This window comes from Saccharopolyspora hordei (genome assembly GCF_013410345.1).
Lineage (GTDB): Bacteria > Actinomycetota > Actinomycetes > Mycobacteriales > Pseudonocardiaceae > Saccharopolyspora > Saccharopolyspora hordei.
In genome coordinates this window covers 3,306,761-3,322,764 of the sequence record NZ_JACCFJ010000001.1, presented here as the reverse complement: position 1 = coordinate 3,322,764, position 16,004 = coordinate 3,306,761, and the positions used below count along the sequence as shown (strand labels likewise).

General features: G+C 74.3%; 17 protein-coding genes. 7 read left to right on the top strand and 10 right to left on the bottom strand.

What is annotated here, in order from left to right; translation table 11 throughout:
• Positions 1–3: 3 nt before the first annotated feature.
• On the bottom strand, positions 4–891 hold the full coding sequence (locus HNR68_RS15240) for a universal stress protein (RefSeq protein WP_179721559.1): 888 nt from the start codon (positions 889–891) through the stop codon (positions 4–6).
• 157 nt (positions 892–1,048) lie between these two features.
• On the opposite strand from HNR68_RS15240, the gene HNR68_RS15235 reads away from it, so the two are divergent.
• Positions 1,049–2,047, top strand: a complete 999-nt coding sequence (locus HNR68_RS15235) for an Acg family FMN-binding oxidoreductase (protein WP_179721557.1) — start codon at positions 1,049–1,051, stop codon at positions 2,045–2,047.
• 3 nt (positions 2,048–2,050) lie between these two features.
• Here the strand turns inward: HNR68_RS15235 and HNR68_RS15230 are convergent, their stop codons facing one another.
• The 5 genes from HNR68_RS15230 to HNR68_RS15210 form a co-directional block, all read right to left on the bottom strand.
• Positions 2,051–2,986, bottom strand: coding sequence for a nitroreductase family protein (locus HNR68_RS15230; protein WP_179721555.1), 936 nt, complete (start codon positions 2,984–2,986; stop codon positions 2,051–2,053).
• A gap of 116 nt (positions 2,987–3,102) precedes the next feature.
• Complete coding sequence (locus tag HNR68_RS15225) at positions 3,103–3,924, bottom strand: universal stress protein (protein WP_179721553.1); 822 nt, start codon at positions 3,922–3,924, stop codon at positions 3,103–3,105.
• Positions 3,925–3,939: 15 nt separating this feature from the next.
• Entirely contained in the window at positions 3,940–4,185 is a 246-nt protein-coding gene (locus HNR68_RS15220; RefSeq protein ID WP_179721551.1) for an SHOCT domain-containing protein, read from the bottom strand.
• 115 nt (positions 4,186–4,300) lie between these two features.
• A complete protein-coding gene (locus HNR68_RS15215; RefSeq protein ID WP_179721549.1) occupies positions 4,301–4,675 on the bottom strand; it encodes an SgcJ/EcaC family oxidoreductase in 375 nt (124 codons plus the stop codon).
• Between the two features lie 25 nt (positions 4,676–4,700).
• Complete coding sequence (locus tag HNR68_RS15210; RefSeq protein WP_179721539.1) at positions 4,701–5,483, bottom strand: SDR family NAD(P)-dependent oxidoreductase; 783 nt, start codon at positions 5,481–5,483, stop codon at positions 4,701–4,703.
• A 297-nt stretch (positions 5,484–5,780) separates the two neighbouring features.
• Here HNR68_RS15210 and HNR68_RS15205 point away from each other — a divergent pair, with 297 nt between their 5' ends.
• Both HNR68_RS15205 and HNR68_RS15200 read left to right on the top strand, forming a co-directional pair.
• Complete coding sequence (locus HNR68_RS15205) at positions 5,781–6,635, top strand: IclR family transcriptional regulator (RefSeq protein ID WP_179721537.1); 855 nt, start codon at positions 5,781–5,783, stop codon at positions 6,633–6,635.
• Between the two features lie 284 nt (positions 6,636–6,919).
• On the top strand, positions 6,920–7,486 hold the full coding sequence (locus tag HNR68_RS15200) for a TetR/AcrR family transcriptional regulator (RefSeq protein ID WP_343050167.1): 567 nt from the start codon (positions 6,920–6,922) through the stop codon (positions 7,484–7,486).
• Positions 7,487–7,542: 56 nt separating this feature from the next.
• On the opposite strand, the gene HNR68_RS15195 is transcribed toward HNR68_RS15200, so the two are convergent.
• Complete coding sequence (locus HNR68_RS15195; protein ID WP_179721535.1) at positions 7,543–9,336, bottom strand: FAD-binding dehydrogenase; 1,794 nt, start codon at positions 9,334–9,336, stop codon at positions 7,543–7,545.
• 122 nt (positions 9,337–9,458) lie between these two features.
• Here HNR68_RS15195 and HNR68_RS15190 point away from each other — a divergent pair, with 122 nt between their 5' ends.
• The 4 genes from HNR68_RS15190 to HNR68_RS15175 all read left to right on the top strand — a co-directional run bounded on the left by HNR68_RS15190 (position 9,459) and on the right by HNR68_RS15175 (position 12,276).
• Positions 9,459–10,676, top strand: coding sequence for an RsbRD N-terminal domain-containing protein (locus HNR68_RS15190; protein WP_179721533.1), 1,218 nt, complete (start codon positions 9,459–9,461; stop codon positions 10,674–10,676).
• 34 nt (positions 10,677–10,710) lie between these two features.
• On the top strand, positions 10,711–11,094 hold the full coding sequence (locus HNR68_RS15185) for a hypothetical protein (protein ID WP_179721531.1): 384 nt from the start codon (positions 10,711–10,713) through the stop codon (positions 11,092–11,094).
• Positions 11,082–11,285 carry a hypothetical protein gene (locus tag HNR68_RS15180; protein WP_179721529.1) on the top strand — a complete coding sequence of 68 codons (204 nt, stop codon included), beginning with the start codon at positions 11,082–11,084 and terminating at the stop codon, positions 11,283–11,285. The genes HNR68_RS15185 and HNR68_RS15180 overlap by 13 nt, the downstream gene beginning before the upstream one ends.
• Before the next feature lie 193 nt (positions 11,286–11,478).
• Positions 11,479–12,276 carry an HAD-IIA family hydrolase gene (locus HNR68_RS15175; RefSeq protein WP_179721527.1) on the top strand — a complete coding sequence of 266 codons (798 nt, stop codon included), beginning with the start codon at positions 11,479–11,481 and terminating at the stop codon, positions 12,274–12,276.
• Positions 12,277–12,286: 10 nt separating this feature from the next.
• Here the strand turns inward: HNR68_RS15175 and casI are convergent, their stop codons facing one another.
• From casI to HNR68_RS15160, 3 genes are read right to left on the bottom strand one after another with little or no spacing between them, the layout of a single operon-like run.
• Positions 12,287–13,942 (bottom strand): steroid-22-oyl-CoA synthetase, encoded by a 1,656-nt coding sequence (gene casI / locus HNR68_RS15170; protein ID WP_179721525.1) that lies wholly within the window; start codon positions 13,940–13,942, stop codon positions 12,287–12,289.
• Positions 13,939–15,186: an NADH:flavin oxidoreductase gene (locus HNR68_RS15165; RefSeq protein WP_380573258.1), complete on the bottom strand. Its 1,248-nt coding sequence runs from the start codon at positions 15,184–15,186 to the stop codon at positions 13,939–13,941. Before HNR68_RS15165 ends, casI begins: the two co-directional genes overlap by 4 nt.
• A 25-nt stretch (positions 15,187–15,211) precedes the next feature.
• Entirely contained in the window at positions 15,212–15,973 is a 762-nt protein-coding gene (locus tag HNR68_RS15160) for an SDR family NAD(P)-dependent oxidoreductase (protein WP_179721521.1), read from the bottom strand.
• Positions 15,974–16,004: the final 31 nt, after the last annotated feature.

Here is a 16,004-nt window from a genome sequence, read left to right as displayed (position 1 = left end):
GGCTCAGCCCACGTGCAGCACGGCGACCGGGCACGGCGCCCGGTGGACCACCGCGTGGCTGACCGAGCCGAGCAGGCTGCGGCGGATGAACCCCCGGCCGTGGCTGCCCACGACCAGCAGCGCCGCTCCCTCGGCCTCCCGCAGCAGGGCGTCGGCGGGCTTCTCCGGGGTCACCGCGCGCCGCACCTCGACGTCCGGGTAGTGCTCGCCCCACCCGGCCAGGCAGGAGGCGAGCACTTCCATGCCCTCCTCCCGCACCTGCTGCCACGGCACGTCCCAGTGCTCCACCCAGGTGAAGGCGTCCAGCGGCAGGTCGCTCCACGCGTGCACCGCGACCAGCGGGCAGTGGTGGCGCGAGGCGAAGTCGCAAGCGAACCCGATGGCCTGCCGGCTGTGCTCTGACCCGTCCACACCGACCACGACCGGTCGGCCGTCCGGCTCGTCGTGCTCCCCGCGGACCACGACGACCGGGGTCTCGGTGCGGCGGGTCAGCAACTCCGCCGACGTCGCGCCCAGCGGGCCGAGCTCCTCCTCGACGCGCGGTCCGCCGAGCACCAGCAGCGCCGCCTTCCCGGCCAGGTCCTCCAGCACCTCGGCCGGGTCGCCGAACCGCAGCTCGTCGCGCACCTCCAGCTCCGGGTCGATCTCCCGGCAGCTCGCGGCCACGGAGCCCAGCTCCCGCCGCACCACGTCCTGCAGCGGTCGGAGCACGTCACCCCCGCCCGGCGCGGCGAGCGGCACGTACCGCTCGTACGGCCAGGCGAGCACGTGCACCAGCCACAGCGGCAACCGCCGGCCGGAAGCCTCGCGCGCCGCCCACCACACCGCGCGGCGGGACGGTGCGGACAAGTCGTAGCCGGCCACCACCGGTGCGCGGACACCCTCGGCCATCCCGTCCCCCTCTCCCCCGGACGCCGTCCAGGGTGCGACAGCCGGCGTGCCCCCGGTCAGAGGAGATGGTCACTCGGGGCAAGGCGGGCCGTTGGACCCTCGTCCCTGCTCGCCCGCCGCGGGCATGGTGGCGTCAGGATCGCCGACAGGAGGGACGATGCGGACTTTCCCCGCAGCTCTGGGGCTGACGCCCGGCCAGGTCGAGCAGGTGGTGCGGCTCGCCGAGATGGCGCCGTCGCTGCACAACAGCCAGCCGTGGCGCTTCCGGATCATGCCGCACCTGATCGAGCTGCACGCCGACCCGAAGCGGCGCCTGCGCGTCGCCGACCCGGACAACCGGGAGTTGCGGGTGGCCTGCGGAGCAGCGCTGTACAACACCCGCCTCGCGCTGGCGCACGCCGGGGTCCGCCCGGTGGTGACCCTGCTGCCGCACCTGGCCGAAGCCACCACGCTGGCCGAGGTCCGCTGCGGCGGGCACGAGTCCCCGCGCCCCGAGGAGGTCCGGCTCTGCGAAGCGATCTGCAAGCGGCACAGCCACCGCCAGCCGTTCGGGAGCACCCCGGTCTCGACCGAGGACCGGCACCTGCTCATCCGCGCGGCGCAGCAGGAGGGCTGCTGGTTGCACGTGGTGGAGCCGGGTGAGCGGGGCACGCTCGAGGGCCTGGTGCACCGGGCCAACCGCGCGCAGATGGCCGACGGCCGGTTCCGGGCCGAGCTGGCGGAGTGGGTGGGCCGGGACGCCGACAGCTCGGACGGTGTGCCGCTGTCGGCGGCGGGGCCCAAGCCCGAACCCCAGGACCAGTGGGTGCACCGGGACTTCACCGCCGGGCTGGCCGAGCGGGCGCCCGGGACGCAGTTCGAGTCGCACCCGCTGCTGGTGCTGCTGTGCACCCGCGGCGGCGACCCGGCCGACGACCTGCAGTCCGGGCAGGCGCTGCAGCGCGTGTGGTTGACCGCGACCGCGCAGGGCCTGGCGGCCTCGATGATCTCCCAGGTCCTCGAGGTCCCGGAGACCCGGCACGAGGTGCGGGAGCTGCTGGGCGGGCACTCCACCCCGCAGGCGCTGCTGCGGATCGGGCACGGCACCGCCACCACTCCCGCGCCGCGCCGGGAACCGGCCGAGCTGCTGCTCGACGCCACCGAGCTCAGCAGCTAGCCGTCACCGGCGCTCGGCCGGGTAGCCGAAGCGCACCAGGATCTGCGGCGCCGCGGCGAACCCGAGGCCGTGCGCCAGGCCGTTGCGCACCTCCACCAGGTGCAGCGGCTGGGTCGAGACCGAGGCGACCAGACCGCGGGAGGTCGCCTCCAGCCACGCCTGCTGCACCGCCGTCCCCGCCCGGACCTGGTCCAACGGCTGGTCGGCGCGCGTGCCCACCACGAGCACCGCCTCCTGTGCGATGCGGGAGGCCAGCACCGCCTCGTCGGGCAGCCGGGTGCGGGAGGTGGTCAGCCCGACCGCCGCCAGGCCCCGTTCGCCCAGCGCGTCCCACCGCAGGGAGCCGCCGGCCGCGGTCGTCCACGAGTGCAGCTCGCGCTGGTAGTCGGGGTTGTCGTGGAAGACCCGCGCCGCGTAGCAGAGCAGCTGCGCGACGCCCAGCGACTCGTCGGCACCGGTGATCCACCGGCCGGTGGCACCCCCGTCCACCACGGCCTCCAGCAGCGCGTCCCGGACCTGCTCCGGCACCTCCGCGTCGGCGAAGGGCTTCCGGTAGCTCTCGCGCTCGAGCACCGCGGCACCGCGACGGCGCTCCGCCTCGGTCGGTTCGGCCCGCCCCGTCGAGGTGGCCGTGGCGACCACCAGACCTGCCGACGACGACAGCACCACCTCGGCGGTGCGTCCCAGGCCGCGGATCGCCAGCACCAGGTTCGCCACCGCCGTGCCGCAGGAGATGCGCCGGTCGCGGCCGTCCGGGTCGTGCTGCACGAGGACGGTCGGTCGTTCCCGCAGCTCGGCGGCCCGGTCGTGCAGCGTCAGCGACCACGGTCGGATGTTGTGCACGGACGGCGCGTGGTGGACCGCTCGGCTGAGCACCACCGACTCCGCGGCCGACCACTCACCCGTTCCGCGAGCGGCACCTCCCGTGGCAGTACTCATCTGCTTCCCCCTCCTCCGTCAGCGGCTCACCTGGCGCAGCACCGACCGACACCGACGTTCCCGCACCGCGGTGGCAGCGACCAGGGGAGTTGGTCACCGTCGCGCGGCCAGGTGCCTCACCCCGCGCTCGGCTCCTCGCGGTTGCGGGCGATGAGCACCGGGCACGGTGCCATGTGCAGCAGGGCGCGGCTGGTCGACCCCAGCAGCATCCCGGTCATCCCGCCCCGACCGCGGCTGCCCACCACGACCAGCTGCGCGGCCCGGGCGTGCTGGACGAGGTAGCGCACCGGCCGGTCCCGCTCGACCACCCGCCGCACCTCGACGTCCGGGTGCTCGGCCTGCCACCCGGCGAGCCGCTCGGCGAGCACTTCCCGCTCGGACTCGGCGATCTCGGCCCAGTCCCGGCCGTCGACCGGCACCCACGGGTCGGGCTCGACCTCGACCCACACGTGCACGGCGACCAGCGGGACGCGGCGCGCGGCGGCCTCGGCGAAGGCGACGGCCACGGCCGTCTCCCCCACCGGCGACCCGTCGACCCCGACCAGCACGGGGCTGCCCCGGTCGGGTTCCTGCCCGCGCACCACGACGACCGGGCACCGCCCGTGCATGGCGACCACCTCGGCGGTGGAACCGACCGGCAACCCGGTGCGCTCGGCGAGCCCGCTGATGCCTACGACCACCCGGCGGGCCTGCGCGGACTCCTCGACGAGCACCTCGCGCGGATCGCCGGGGCGCACGTCCGGCACCGCCTCGACGTCGGCCACCTCGAGCGCGGTGCTCCAGGCGGCGGACACGTACCGCTCCCCCGCGGCGGCGTCCGGTCCGACGTGGAGCAACCGCAGCGGGACCCGGTGCAACGCGGCGTCAGCCGCCGCCCACCGCACCGCGGCCAGCGCCGCGTCCGAACCGTCCACGCCCACCACGTCGGCCCACCGCACAGGTCCTCCCCCTGGTCAGCGTCGTCGGTGCTCGGTGAGCGTCTGCAACCGCCGCCGGTACTCCTCCTCGTCGATCTCCCCACGGGCGAAGCGCTCGGCCAGCACCTCCTCGGCGGGGCTGGGCCCGGAGGCCCGGGAGCCGGTGTGCTGCAGGTAGCGCACGAGGGCGACGATCGCCAGGACCACCAGCGCCCAGAAGAGCACGGTGCCCACTCCCATCACCACCAGGCTGAAGATCCCCCAGCCGTCCCAGTAGTGCATGCGATCCCCCCACCGGACGCGTCCGCCGTCGTGCCCCACTGTTCGAGCGCTCGCCCGCCCCGCGCCAGGGGCGATGGTCATCCGAACTCCCGATCGAGGCCGGGCGCCCGCCCGGTCACGCGGCGGGGTGCACGTCCTCGGGCGACCAGAACGCCCGCATGCTGGTGATCCGCCCGTCTTCGTCGAAGGTCATGACGTCGATCGGTTCGACCTCCACCGCGCCGTCCGGGAGTTCGGTGCGCACCCGGAAGTGGAAGGCGGCGCTGTCCCCGGCCACCCGCACCGCGAGCAGGTCGGTGCGCATCCGCACCCGCTCGACGTCGGCGTAGAACGCGGTGATCGCGTCCCGGCCGCGGTGGACCCCGCTGCCCACCGGGTCCTCGAGCGTGGCCTCGGGCGCGTAGAGCGCCGCGACGTCCGCCGCGTTCCCCGACGCCAGTCCCTCGACGTAGCGCGCGACGACGTCGCGGATCACGGACGGCTCCGGCACAGGTCCCTCCTCGGATCGGCTGCCGTCACCCGGGCAGCCCGGCGTGCTGCGCGGTGATCGGGGCGCGCCGGTTGGCCAGCTGCCCGGCGCGCGCGGCCAGCGCCTCGTGCACCTCGGGGTGGGTGGCGATGTAGAACTCGCCGCGCGCGGCCTGCGCGACGACGGTCCGCGCGGCGTCGTCGGCGCTCATCGCCGACGGGTCCGCGGCCTCACGGGGGTCACCGGACGCCACCGGCCCCGGCAGCACCGCGGAGACCGCCACGTCCGCGCCGACCTCGGCGATCTCCTGGTGCAGGCACTCGACCATGGCCAGCACCGCGTGCGTGCTCAGGGTGCACGGGCCGCGCCGGGGCACCGCGGTGACGGCTCCGGTCGGGGCGAGCGCGAGCACGTGGGCGTGCTGCCCGGAGGAGATCATGCTCGGCAGGAACGCCCGGATGCCGTGGAAGGCGGCGCTGATGCCGACGTCCACGACCCGCTGCCAGTCCAGCGTCGGCACGTCCCACAGGTAGCTGGACTGCTCGACCTGGGCGCCGGTGAGCAGCAGCCGGACGGGCCCGAGCTCCTCCTCCACCTGGCAGGCCAGCCGGTCCACCGCGTCGGCGTCGCGGACGTCGACGACGCGCGGCACCACACGCTCGCCCAGCGCGGCGGCGAGCCGGTGCACCGCGGTCTCGTCGGAGTCGGCGGCGACGACGGTCATGCCGAGGTCGCCGACCAGGTGGCGCACCGCCCCGGCACCGATGCCCTCCCCGGCACCGGTCACCACGGCGAGACCACCGCCGAACACCTCCTGCGCACTGGGCATGGGACTCCCTCCAGCGGAACCGTTCCAGCCACCCCGGGACAACATGTGGTCCACTGTGGACGCGTCGCAGGTCCGGACCCCGGTCACCACCCCGGCGCGCGCGACGGTAGGGCAACGGCTCCGCCTGCGCAACGCGCAGTCCTGCTGAGCGGAACGGAGCAGGACCCTGTCCACCGTCTGTCACCGGACTCCCGGTCCGGCACAGGGGTTTTCGCCGTTCGGATGCTTCCGGCCCGCGTCCGTCGCTGCTAGCGTGCACTAGAATTGATTTCAATCCTGCCGATCGAGAGGTGTGGCATGGCCTCGACGATGAGGACGAGTGCCGAGTCGGCAGTCGAGCGGCCGGTCCCGCCGTCCATGGTGGAGCGGATGACGCTGATCCTGGACCTGTTCGAGCACCCGCACACCCACCGGACGCTGGAGGACGTCACCCGGCGGACCCGGCTCCCCCGTTCCACGGCGCACCGGATCCTGGACCAGCTCGTCCGCTTGCGGTGGCTCGAGCACACGAACGCCGGGTACCGGCTGGGCGGGCGCGCGCTCGGCCTCGGCGGCCGCGAGCCCGCGCAGAACGCCCTGCGCAGCGCGGCCGCACCGGTGCTCCACGACCTGGCGATCCGCACCGACCTGGTCGTGCACCTCGCGGTCCTCACCGGCACCGACGTGTACTACCTCGACAAGGTCGGGGGCCGGTCCGCGGTGGAGGTGCCCTCCCGCGTCGGCGGCCGGGCTCCCGCGCACTGCACCGCGCTCGGCAAGGCGATGCTCGCGTGGCTGCCACCGGAACGCGTCGACGCCGAGTACGCCGGCGCGGTGCGCCGCACCCCGCGCAGCATCACCGATCTCGCCGTCCTGCACCAGGAGCTGGACCGGATCCGGCGGCGCCGCGGGCTGGCGTTCGAGCGCGGCGAGTGCTTCTCGAAGGTCGGCTGCGTGGGCATGGCGCTGCGCGGCGAGGACGGCCCGGTCGCGGCGATCTCGCTCGTCGGTGACGCGCGAGCGCCGCTGGAGCGCGTCGCTCCCCTCGTCGTGCAGGCCGCCCACGCCGTGTCGGCCGAGCTGTTCGGGTCCTCGGCCCCGCCGCGCGAGGACGTCACCCTCCCGCGCGGGCCCGCGCGCCGCCTGGCCGCGGTCAGCGACGACCAGTCGTAGCGGTGCACCCCGGGTCCCGCTGGGCGGGACGGACCGGCCCGGACGCACTCGCCCGCTCCTACGGTCCTTCCCGGGAACAGCGTTGCGACCCCGCCAGATCGGGACGACCGGCGGATCCCCCCAGCACCGTGCGGCGGCGCGGTGCGGGCGAGCCGGTGCGCGGAGCCCTCCTCCCGGGCGGTCAGCAGCAGCGCCTGCCCTACCCTGGGAGCAGACCACGCGTGACCGGAACAGGGGGGGGAAGAGTGGCGAGGATCGCCGGACCACGCCCTCCCGCATCGCCGGTGTCCGAGGGGCAGGTCGCGCGCCGCGACCGCATCCTCCACGCCGCCGCGGAACTCGGCGCCACGGCGGACTTCGACCGCGTGCAGATGAACGAGGTGGCCAAGGACGCCGGGGTGGCCATCGGCACGCTCTACCGCTACTTCCCGTCCAAGACGCACCTGTTCGCCGCGGTCTTCGAGGAGCAGCTCAGCGCGTTCGTGGACCGGCTGAGCCCGGCCGGCGGCGAGGACCTGGTGGCCGACATCGGGGAGGTGCTGGTGTCGTCGTGCCACGAGCTGCTGCGCCGGCCCCGGCTCTGCGCGGCGATGGTGCAGAGCACCGCCGCCCGCTACGCGCTGGAGCCCTTCGGCGCCCCGGAAGGGGATTCGGCGCTGTACCGGGCGATCCTGCGTACCCTGAGCCGCGTCGCGCCCGACGAGGACGTGCGCAGCACCGTCCGCCTGCTCGTCTACAGCTGGTGGGGGGTGCTCGTCTCCAGCCTCAGCGGCAAGACCCCGGTCGAGCAGGCCGAGGCCGACATCCGGCGGGCGGCCCGGCTGCTCATCGGTCCGCTGGTGGCCCGCTAGGCACCGCGCCCGAGGCACCGCCGCGGCGCCCCGGTCCGTCCTCAGTGGACTCCCGCTCAGGCCGTCGCCTCGGCCGCGGCCCGGCCCGCCTGGCGACCGGAGAACAGGCAGCCGCCGAGGAAGGTGCCTTCCAGCGCGCGGTAGCCGTGCACCCCACCGCCGCCGAAGCCCGCCACCTCACCCGCGGCGTACAGGCCGGGGATCGGCTGGGCCTGCGCGTCCAGGACGCGGCCGGACAGGTCGGTCTGCAGACCGCCGAGCGTCTTGCGGGTCAGGATGTTCATCCGGATCGCGATGAGCGGGCCCGCCGCCGGGTCCAGGACCTTGTGCAGGGGCGTGGTGCGCACGACGCTGTCGCCGAGGTAGGCCAGCGAGTTGCGGATGCCCATGATCTGGTCGTCCTTGGTGAAGTTGTTGTCCACCTGGCGGTCCCGCAACACGATCTGGTGCTCCAGCTCGCCGGCGTCGATGAGGTCCGCCCCGACCAACCGGTTCATCCCGGCCACCAGCTCGGGCACCGTCGAGGCGGTGACGAAGTCCTCGCCGCGGTCCAGGAACGCCTTCACCGGTGGCGGCGTGTCGTTGAGCAGCCGGCTCGCCAGGTAGCCCGCGAGGTCCTTGCGGGTCAGCTCGGGGTTCTGCTCGGACCCGGAGAGCACGAACTCCTTGTCGATGATCCGCTTGTTGAGCACGAACCAGGAGTGGTCGTAGCCGGTGTCCTGGATGAGCTTGAGCGTGCCGAGCGTGTCGTAGCTGGGGATGCCGGGGTTCGGGAACCGGCGGCCGCGGGCGTCGAACCACAGCGACGAGGGCGCGGCCAGCACCCGGATGCCGTGACCGGGCCAGATCGGGCTGTGGTTGATCAAGCCTTCCGTGTAGTGCCACATCCGGTCCCGGTTGACCAGCCGGGCCCCGGCCCGCTCGCTGATCGCCAGCATGCGGCCGTCCACGTGGGCCGGGACGCCGGTCACCATGCGCTTCGGCGGTTCTCCCAGCCACTCGGGCCAGTTCTGCCGGACCAGGTCGTGGTTGCCGCCGATGCCGCCGGAGGTGACGACCACGACCGGGGCGTGCAGCTCGAAGTCCCCGACCCTGGTGCGAGAACTGGGAGTCCCGCGCGGTGCGTCGCTGGGTTCCAGGACACCGCCCCGCACACCGTCGACGCGGCCGCCGGTGACCGTCAGCTCGTCCACCTGGTGGCGGAAGCGGAACGAGACCAGGCCGCGCTCAGCGGCTTCGCGTACCTTCTTCTCGAACGGCTCCACCACCCCGGGCCCGGTGCCGAGCGTGAGGTGGAAGCGCGGGACCGAGTTGCCCGGCCCGTCCGCGAGCTGCCCACCCCGCTCGGCCCAGCCGACGTACGGCACCCAGCGCACGCCCATCCCGTGCAGCCAAGCGCGCTTCTCGGTCGCGGCGAACTCCAGGTAGGCGTCGGCCCACCGCGCGGCCCAGTGGTCCTCGCCCAGCGGGTCGTCGGGGTCGCGGTCGAAACCGGCGTTGCCGAACCAGTCCGCGCGGGCCAGCTCCAGCGAGTCGCTGATCCCCGCCAACCGCTGCTCCTCGGAGTCGATGAAGAACAGCCCGCCGAGCGACCAGAAGGCCTGCCCGCCGAGGCTCGCCTCCGGTTCCTGGTCCAGCAGCAGGACCTTGCGGCCGGCGGCCACCAGTTCCGAGGTGGCCACCAACCCGGCAAGTCCGGCGCCCACCACGATCGCGTCGGCGTCGGCGCCGGAACCGCCCACCGGTGCGGCGGCGGCGGTCCCCGGCCACGCAGCGGCGCTCACCGCGGCCGCACCGCCGGTGATGAGCACGGAGCGTCGGCTGATCCGGCCCTTCTCTGGAGAGTCCATGGCAACCCCGGGATCGACGACGTGCAGCAAGTTACCTACGAGTAGGAAGTCCGGTTACCATCCTGCACCCCGCCCGCGCGGGAAGGGGATGGTGAGTTCTCCAGTCTTGGGAGGTCGTCGTTGTGATCAACTCCAACGCTGGGCTCGACTGGCGCGGCCGACCGCTGCACCAGGTCATCGCCGACACCGCGCCCGAGCTGGTGCCCGCGGTGCTCGCACAGCTGGTCGCGGAACTGCCCGCCTACGCCGAACTCCCGGAGGAGGAACTGCGCGGGGACATCACCCGGATCATCGAGCGGGGCCTGGCGATGGTCGGCCGGATGCTGCGCGGCGGCGGCGCCCCCGACCCCCACGCGCTGGCGGAGCTGCGCGAGGACATCCTGCACCGGGCCGAGGAGGGCGTGCCGATCGAGGCGGTGCTCAACGCGCACAACGTGGGCGTCCGGGTGGCGTGGGAGCACTTCAGCGAGCAGGCCGGGCCCGAGGACGTGGGCACCCTCGTCGAGGTGGTGCAGGTGCTGCTGCGCTACCTGCGCGAGATCACCACGGTGGCCGCTTCGGTGTACTTCCAGGAGCGGGACACCTTCCTGGCCGACGCGCACGCCGCGAAGCAGGACCTGCTGTCGGCGCTGCTGACCGGGGGTGACGCGGCCGACGCGGCGGCCCGGTTGGGGGTGAGCCTGGCCGGCAGCTACGCGGTGCTCGACGTGGAGCTCGCGGCGCACCCGGACGAGTCCGCCCCCGGCACCAACGCCGACGTCGCGCGGTGGCGCAAGCTCCGCCGGTTCCGCGCCGAACTGGAGCTGCGGTCGCCGCAACCGCTGCTGTCCCGGCTCACCGCGCACGGCGGCGTCGTGCTCATCGCCCGCGACGACACGGCCGACCCGGACCGGCGCGTGCACGACTTCGTGCTGGCCGCGGGCGAGGCGGCGGGCGCCGCCGTGACCGTCGGGGCGGTGTCGGCCCCGGTCCCCGGCATCCCCGAGGCCGCGCGCACCGCGCACGAGCTGCGCCGGCTGGCGGTGGCGGGACGTCCGCCCGGGGTCTACACGCTCGCCGACCTCGCGCTGGACTACCAGCTGACCCGCCCCGGTCCGGCACGCGACGTGCTGGCCGCGCGCCTGCGGCCCCTCGAGGGCGAACCCGACCTGCTGGAGACGCTGCGCACCCACCTCGGCACCGGCCTCAACCGCCGCCGCACCGCCAGCCGCCTGCACGTGCACCCGAACACCGTCGACTACCGCATGCGCAAGATCTGCGAGCTGACCGGGCTCAACCCGGCGGACGCCACCGACGCGACCCACCTGCGCGCCGCCCTCATCGCCCGCACCCTGCCCTGACCCCGCGCGTCGGTCGTCGCGGACCCCCGCCGCCGTGGCGGAGCTCCTGGTGGCCGCCACCATGAACACCCTCGGCGCCGCCGCGTTCGCCGTTCCGCTCGCGCGGGTGGCCATCACCCGCGGCCGCGGCACCGCGCTGGCCCTCGGCGGGGCGCTGTCCGGCGCCCGTGCCTGCGTCACGATCGCCTCCGCCGCCCTCGCCACCGTCCCGCTCCTGCTCGTCGGACTCGCGCTCGTCGGCTCGGGGACCGCCGTGGGCCTGCAGGCGCGCTTCGCGGCCACCGACCTGCCCACTCCCGGCACCCGCGCTCGCGACCTGTCCCTCGTGGTGTGGGCGACGACGATCGGGGCGGTGGCCGGTCCCACCTCCTCGAACCGGGCGCGGCCGTCGGGCGGTGGCTGGGCATGCCCACGCTGACCGGTGCCTTCGCGTTCACCGTGGTCGCGCAGACCGCGGCGGCGGTCGTCCACCTCGTCGGGCTGCGGTCGCTCACCCCGCCCGCCCCGAGCGGCGACGGCGCAGGCACCCGGCGGGCCCGCTGCGGGGTCCGTGTCCTGCGGCCGAACGCGACCGCCCCGCGCTGCGGGGCACCTCCGACCTGGCCGTGAACCTGCTGGGTGCCGCCGGGGCGCGCTGGCCGGGCCGGTGCTGACCGCGGTCGGCGTCGCGGGGCTCGGCCTGGCCACGACGACCCTGGTGGCGGTCGTGGTCGGCTGGACCGTGCTGCACCAGCTCCGTGCCGTCGCGCACCGGGCGTGAGCCAGGGCGCCGTTCCGGCGCGCGTGGCGGACCATCGGGTCCATGACCGACGCAGCTGCCTGGACCTACCTGATGGACCTCAACGGCGTGCTCATGCGCGACGAGCAGCACGTCGCCGACGGCGCGGCCGCGTTCCTGGCCGCCCTGCGCGCCCACGGGATCCCGCACCTGGTGTTCACCAACGACTCGGTCGAGACACCGCACGACCAGCGGGCGCGGCTGCTGGCCTGCGGGCTGGACGTGCCCGAGGAGGCCATCTGGAGCTCCGCGCTGGCCACCGCCCAGTTCCTCGACCAACAGCGGCCCGGCGGGTCCGCCTACGTCGTGGGCGAGGCCGGGCTGACCACGGCGCTGACCGACGTCGGCTACGTGCTCACCGACGACGACCCCGACTACGTCGTGCTCGGCGAGACCCGCACGTACAGCTTCGCGGCGATCACCCGGGCCATCCGGCTGGTGGAGTCCGGCGCGCGGTTCCTGGCCACCAACCCCGACGAGAAAGGGCCCGGCTGGGAGGGGTCCCTGCCCGCGACCGGCGCCGTCGCCGCGCTCATCGAACGCGTGACCGGGCGGACGCCGTACTTCATCGGCAAGCCGAACCCGCTCATGATGCGCTACGCGCTGCGGGCGCTGGGCGCGCACTCCGAGCACACCATCGTGCTCGGCGACCGCATGGACACCGACGTGCGCTCCGGCATCGAGTCCGGGACGCAGACCATCCTCGTGCTCTCCGGGCTCTCCGACGCCGGCACCGCGGCGCGGTACCCCTACCAGCCGACCAAGGTCATCGGCTCGGTCGCCGAGATCGCCGAGCACGTCGACGACCCGTTCCGCGACTGACCGGCCCGGTTCACGGCAGGAAGCGCTCCCGGCCGTGCGCGGCGAACTGCGCGCGGAGGTCCTGCTCGTCCTGCTCGGTCATGAGCACGTACGACGGTGCGCCGCGGCCGACCCACCAGTGCACCTCGTCGGTGGTGCGCCAGCCGGTCGCCTGCATCTCCTTCTTGCGGAGCTTGCCCGAGCCGGTGGTGGGCAGCTGCGCGGACACCCGCACGTAGCGCGGGAACGCCTTCGGACCCAGGTCTTCCTGCGCGGCGAGGAACTCGGCGAGGTGCAGGTCGGCGAACCGCACCGGGGTCTCGACGGCCGCCATGACCTGGTCGCCGGAACGCGGGTCGGGCACCGCGAACACCGCGGCGGCGACGATGTCGGGGTGCCGCCGCAGGACCCGTTCCACCAGCAGCGCGGAAAGGTTCTCCCCGTCCACCCGGATCCAGTCGCCGGAGCGGCCGGCGAAGTAGAGGTGGCCGTCGCGGTCGAGGTAGCCGAGGTCCCCGGTCCAGTACCAGCCGTGGCGGACGCGCTCGGCGTTGGCGGCCGGGTTGTTGTAGTAGCCCTCGAACGTCGCGGCGCCCTCGGTGTTGACGATCTCGCCGATGGCCTCCTCGGCGTTGCGCACCCGGCCGTGCTCGTCCAGCTCCGCGGGCGGGCAGGTCTCGAGCGTGTCGGGGTCGACCACGCGCACGCCCGCGTGCGCCGGGACCCCGAGCGCCGTGGGTGGTGCCCCGGGTGCGCGTTCGACCATCCCGGCGCTCTCGCTCGACCCGTAGCCCTCGTACAGGGTCGCCCCGAAGCGGCGCCGGAACTCGGCCCGGTCCTCGGGCGAGGCCTCGGTGCCGAACCCGTGCGTCAGCGTGTTGTCGGCGTCGTCCGGGCGCTCCGGCTGGGCCAGCACGTAGCTGATCGCCTTGCCGACGTAGGTGAAGTACGTCGCGCCGTAGCGGCGCACGTCCGGCAGGAAGCCCGACGCGGTGAACCTCGGGGCCAGCGCCACGCACGCGCCCGCGAGCAGCGCTGGGGCCCACAACGCCATGAGCGCGTTGCCGTGGAACAGCGGCATGCAGCAGTAGCAGACGTCGTCGCGGCCGATGTGGTACTTCGCGCTGTTCTGGTGGGCCAGCCCGACGAGGCGTCCTTGGGAGCAGATGGCGGCTTTCGACGTCCCGGTGGTGCCGGAGGTGAACAGCAGCAGCACCCGGGTCCGCGCCGTGACCGCCGGGTCCCGGACCGGCTCGGCGGGCCAGGTCGCCAGCTGCGCGGCGTACTCCGGGGAGTCCACCAGCAGGAAGCGGTCCCGCGGGACGCCGATGTCCAGCTCGCCGAGCAGCTCCAGCCCCGCGGCGTCGGTCACCACCAGCTGCAGGTCGGTGTGCCGCACCTCCGCGGCGAGGTCGGCGCCGCGCCGGGTGGGGTTGATGCCGACCACCGTCGCACCGGCCAGCGCCGCCGCGCCGAGCCAGAGGACGTACTCGGGGACGTTGTCGAGCAGGACGCCCACGTGGAACGGGCGGTCCGTCTCACGCAGCTCCCGGAGACCGGCCGCGCGCGCCGCGCTCTGGCGCACCACCTCGTCCCAGGTCCAGGTCCGCTCCCGGGACCGCAGACCGGGCCGGTGGTCGCCCAGCCGGTCCAGCAGCAGGTCGGCGACCGTCTCCCGCCGGCTCATCGGTCCTCAGTGGACGCACCGACGTAACCGGCCTCGGTGCCCCAGGTCTGCGACCGCGTGGTGGCGCGGTCGACCAGCACGCACCGCGCGCCGGTGAAGTTCGTCGGCATGCAGCGGTTGTTGTGGTTGCACAGCGACCGGACGCGGTGGTCGGCCTGGATCCGGTTGACCAGGTCCGGTTCCCGCAGCAGGGCGCGCGCCATGGCGACGAACTGGAAGCCCTCGGCCATGCCGCGGTCCATGACCTCCTTGTTCGTGATGCCGCCGAGCAGGACCATCGGCAGCTTCACCGCGGCCCTGATCTGCCGGGCGTCGTCGAGCAGGTAGCCGTCCCGGTACGGGTACTCGCGCAGCAAGGCGCGGCCGAACAGCTTCACCCCGAGCCGGATCGGCTTCGGCATGACCTCGGCGAAGGCGTCGAGCGGCACGTCGCCCTTGAACAGGTACATCGGGTTGCGCAGCGAGCTGCCTGCCGTCATCTCCAGCGCGTCGACCGACCCGTCGGCCTCCAGCCACTGCGCCACCACGATGGCCTCGTCGAGCCAGAACCCGCCCGGCACGCCGTCGTCCATGTTCATCTTGGCGATGATGGCGATCCGGTCGCCGACCGCCTCGCGCACCGCGGTCATGATCTCCCGCGCCAGCCGCGCCCGGTTCTCCAGGTCGCCGCCGTAGGAGTCGGTGCGGCGGTTGAGCTTCGGGCTCAGGAAGGAGCTGGCCAGGTAGTTGTGCCCGAGGTGCACCTCGACCGCGTCGAACCCCGCCTCGATCGCCATGCGCGCCGCGGCGGCGTGGTCGCGCACGATGCGGTGCAGGTCGCCGAGGCTCGCCGGCGTGGTGAAGCCGAGCCCGCGGAAGTGCCGGCTCGGTGCCAGCACCACCCCGCGCCCCGTCGGGTTGGCGACGGGACCGGCGTGCCCGATCTGCGCGGAGACGGCGGCCCCCTCGGCGTGGACGGCGTCGGTGAGCACCCGCAGGCCGGGCAGCGCCTCGGGCCGCCACAGGACCTGGTGCTTGTCGGTGCGCCCCTCGGGGGAGACCGCGCAGTAGGCCACCGTGGTCATGCCGACCCCGCCCGCCGCGTACCGGACGTGGAAGTCGACCAGGTCCCGGGTGACCTTCCCGCGGTGGCTGAGCCCTTCGTAGGTGGCCGCCTTGATCGTGCGGTTGCGCAGGGTCAGGGGACCGATCTTCCCGGGGCTGAAGACGTCCGGGACTGGTGGGGACGTGGTGGTCACGAGCACTCCTGTTCCGCTGGGTCGCTGCGGGTCAGCTGATGAGGGCCTGTCCTCCGTCCAGGGCGAGCGTGGCCCCGGTCAGGTAGCGCATGTCCGGACCGACCAGGGCCACGACCGCGCGGCCGATGTCGGCCTCGCAGTCCCCGATGCGGCCCAACGGGATGGACCGGACGAACTCCGCGGCCTCCTCCGGATTGCGCTCGGTCCAGGCCGCCAGGCTCGGCGACAGCGCGTGCGGCGCGATCGCGTTCACCCGGATCCCGTCGCGCCCCCACTCCGAGGCCGCCGTCCTGGTCAGCGAGCGCAGGGCCTGCTTCGCCGCGGCGTAGGCGCCGTAGGTCGAGGTGTCCCACCGCACCATCGCCGAGGTCACGAGGTTGACGATCGAGGCGTTCCCGCTGGCCTTCAGGTGCGGGTGGCAGGCTTTCATGAACGCGAACGCGGCGAACGGCCCCGACTGGAAGCCCCGCTGGAAGTCCTCGTCGCTCATCGACAGCAGCGGGCCGAAGCGACCGGTGTAGGCGTTGTTGACCAGGACGTCGAGCCGGCCCATCGCCTCGACGACCCGCTCCACCAGCCCGGGCACGGCGGCGGTGTCGGTGACGTCGAAGGGGAACGGCTCGGCGCGGCCGCCGCGCTCGCGGACCAGCGCGCAGGTGGCGTCCAGCTTCGCCGCGGTGCGACCGACCACCGCGACGGACGCCCCCGCACCGGCCAGCGCGAGCGCGATGCCCTGACCGACGCCTTGCCCCGCGCCGGTGACCAGCGCGACCGTGCCCCGCAACTCGTCCATGCCGTCGCCTCCGCTCGGTGCTCCTCCCACC

Coding starts and splice junctions, on each gene's coding strand:
- HNR68_RS15240 (WP_179721559.1), bottom strand. CDS start 891: ATGGCCGAGGGTGTCCGCGCACCGGTGGTGGCCGGCTACGACTTGTCC.
- HNR68_RS15235 (WP_179721557.1), top strand. CDS start 1,049: ATGCGGACTTTCCCCGCAGCTCTGGGGCTGACGCCCGGCCAGGTCGAG.
- HNR68_RS15230 (WP_179721555.1), bottom strand. CDS start 2,986: ATGAGTACTGCCACGGGAGGTGCCGCTCGCGGAACGGGTGAGTGGTCG.
- HNR68_RS15220 (WP_179721551.1), bottom strand. CDS start 4,185: ATGCACTACTGGGACGGCTGGGGGATCTTCAGCCTGGTGGTGATGGGA.
- HNR68_RS15210 (WP_179721539.1), bottom strand. CDS start 5,483: ATGCCCAGTGCGCAGGAGGTGTTCGGCGGTGGTCTCGCCGTGGTGACC.
- HNR68_RS15205 (WP_179721537.1), top strand. CDS start 5,781: ATGGCCTCGACGATGAGGACGAGTGCCGAGTCGGCAGTCGAGCGGCCG.
- HNR68_RS15195 (WP_179721535.1), bottom strand. CDS start 9,336: ATGGACTCTCCAGAGAAGGGCCGGATCAGCCGACGCTCCGTGCTCATC.
- HNR68_RS15180 (WP_179721529.1), top strand. CDS start 11,082: ATGCCCACGCTGACCGGTGCCTTCGCGTTCACCGTGGTCGCGCAGACC.
- HNR68_RS15175 (WP_179721527.1), top strand. CDS start 11,479: ATGACCGACGCAGCTGCCTGGACCTACCTGATGGACCTCAACGGCGTG.
- casI (WP_179721525.1), bottom strand. CDS start 13,942: ATGAGCCGGCGGGAGACGGTCGCCGACCTGCTGCTGGACCGGCTGGGC.
- HNR68_RS15160 (WP_179721521.1), bottom strand. CDS start 15,973: ATGGACGAGTTGCGGGGCACGGTCGCGCTGGTCACCGGCGCGGGGCAA.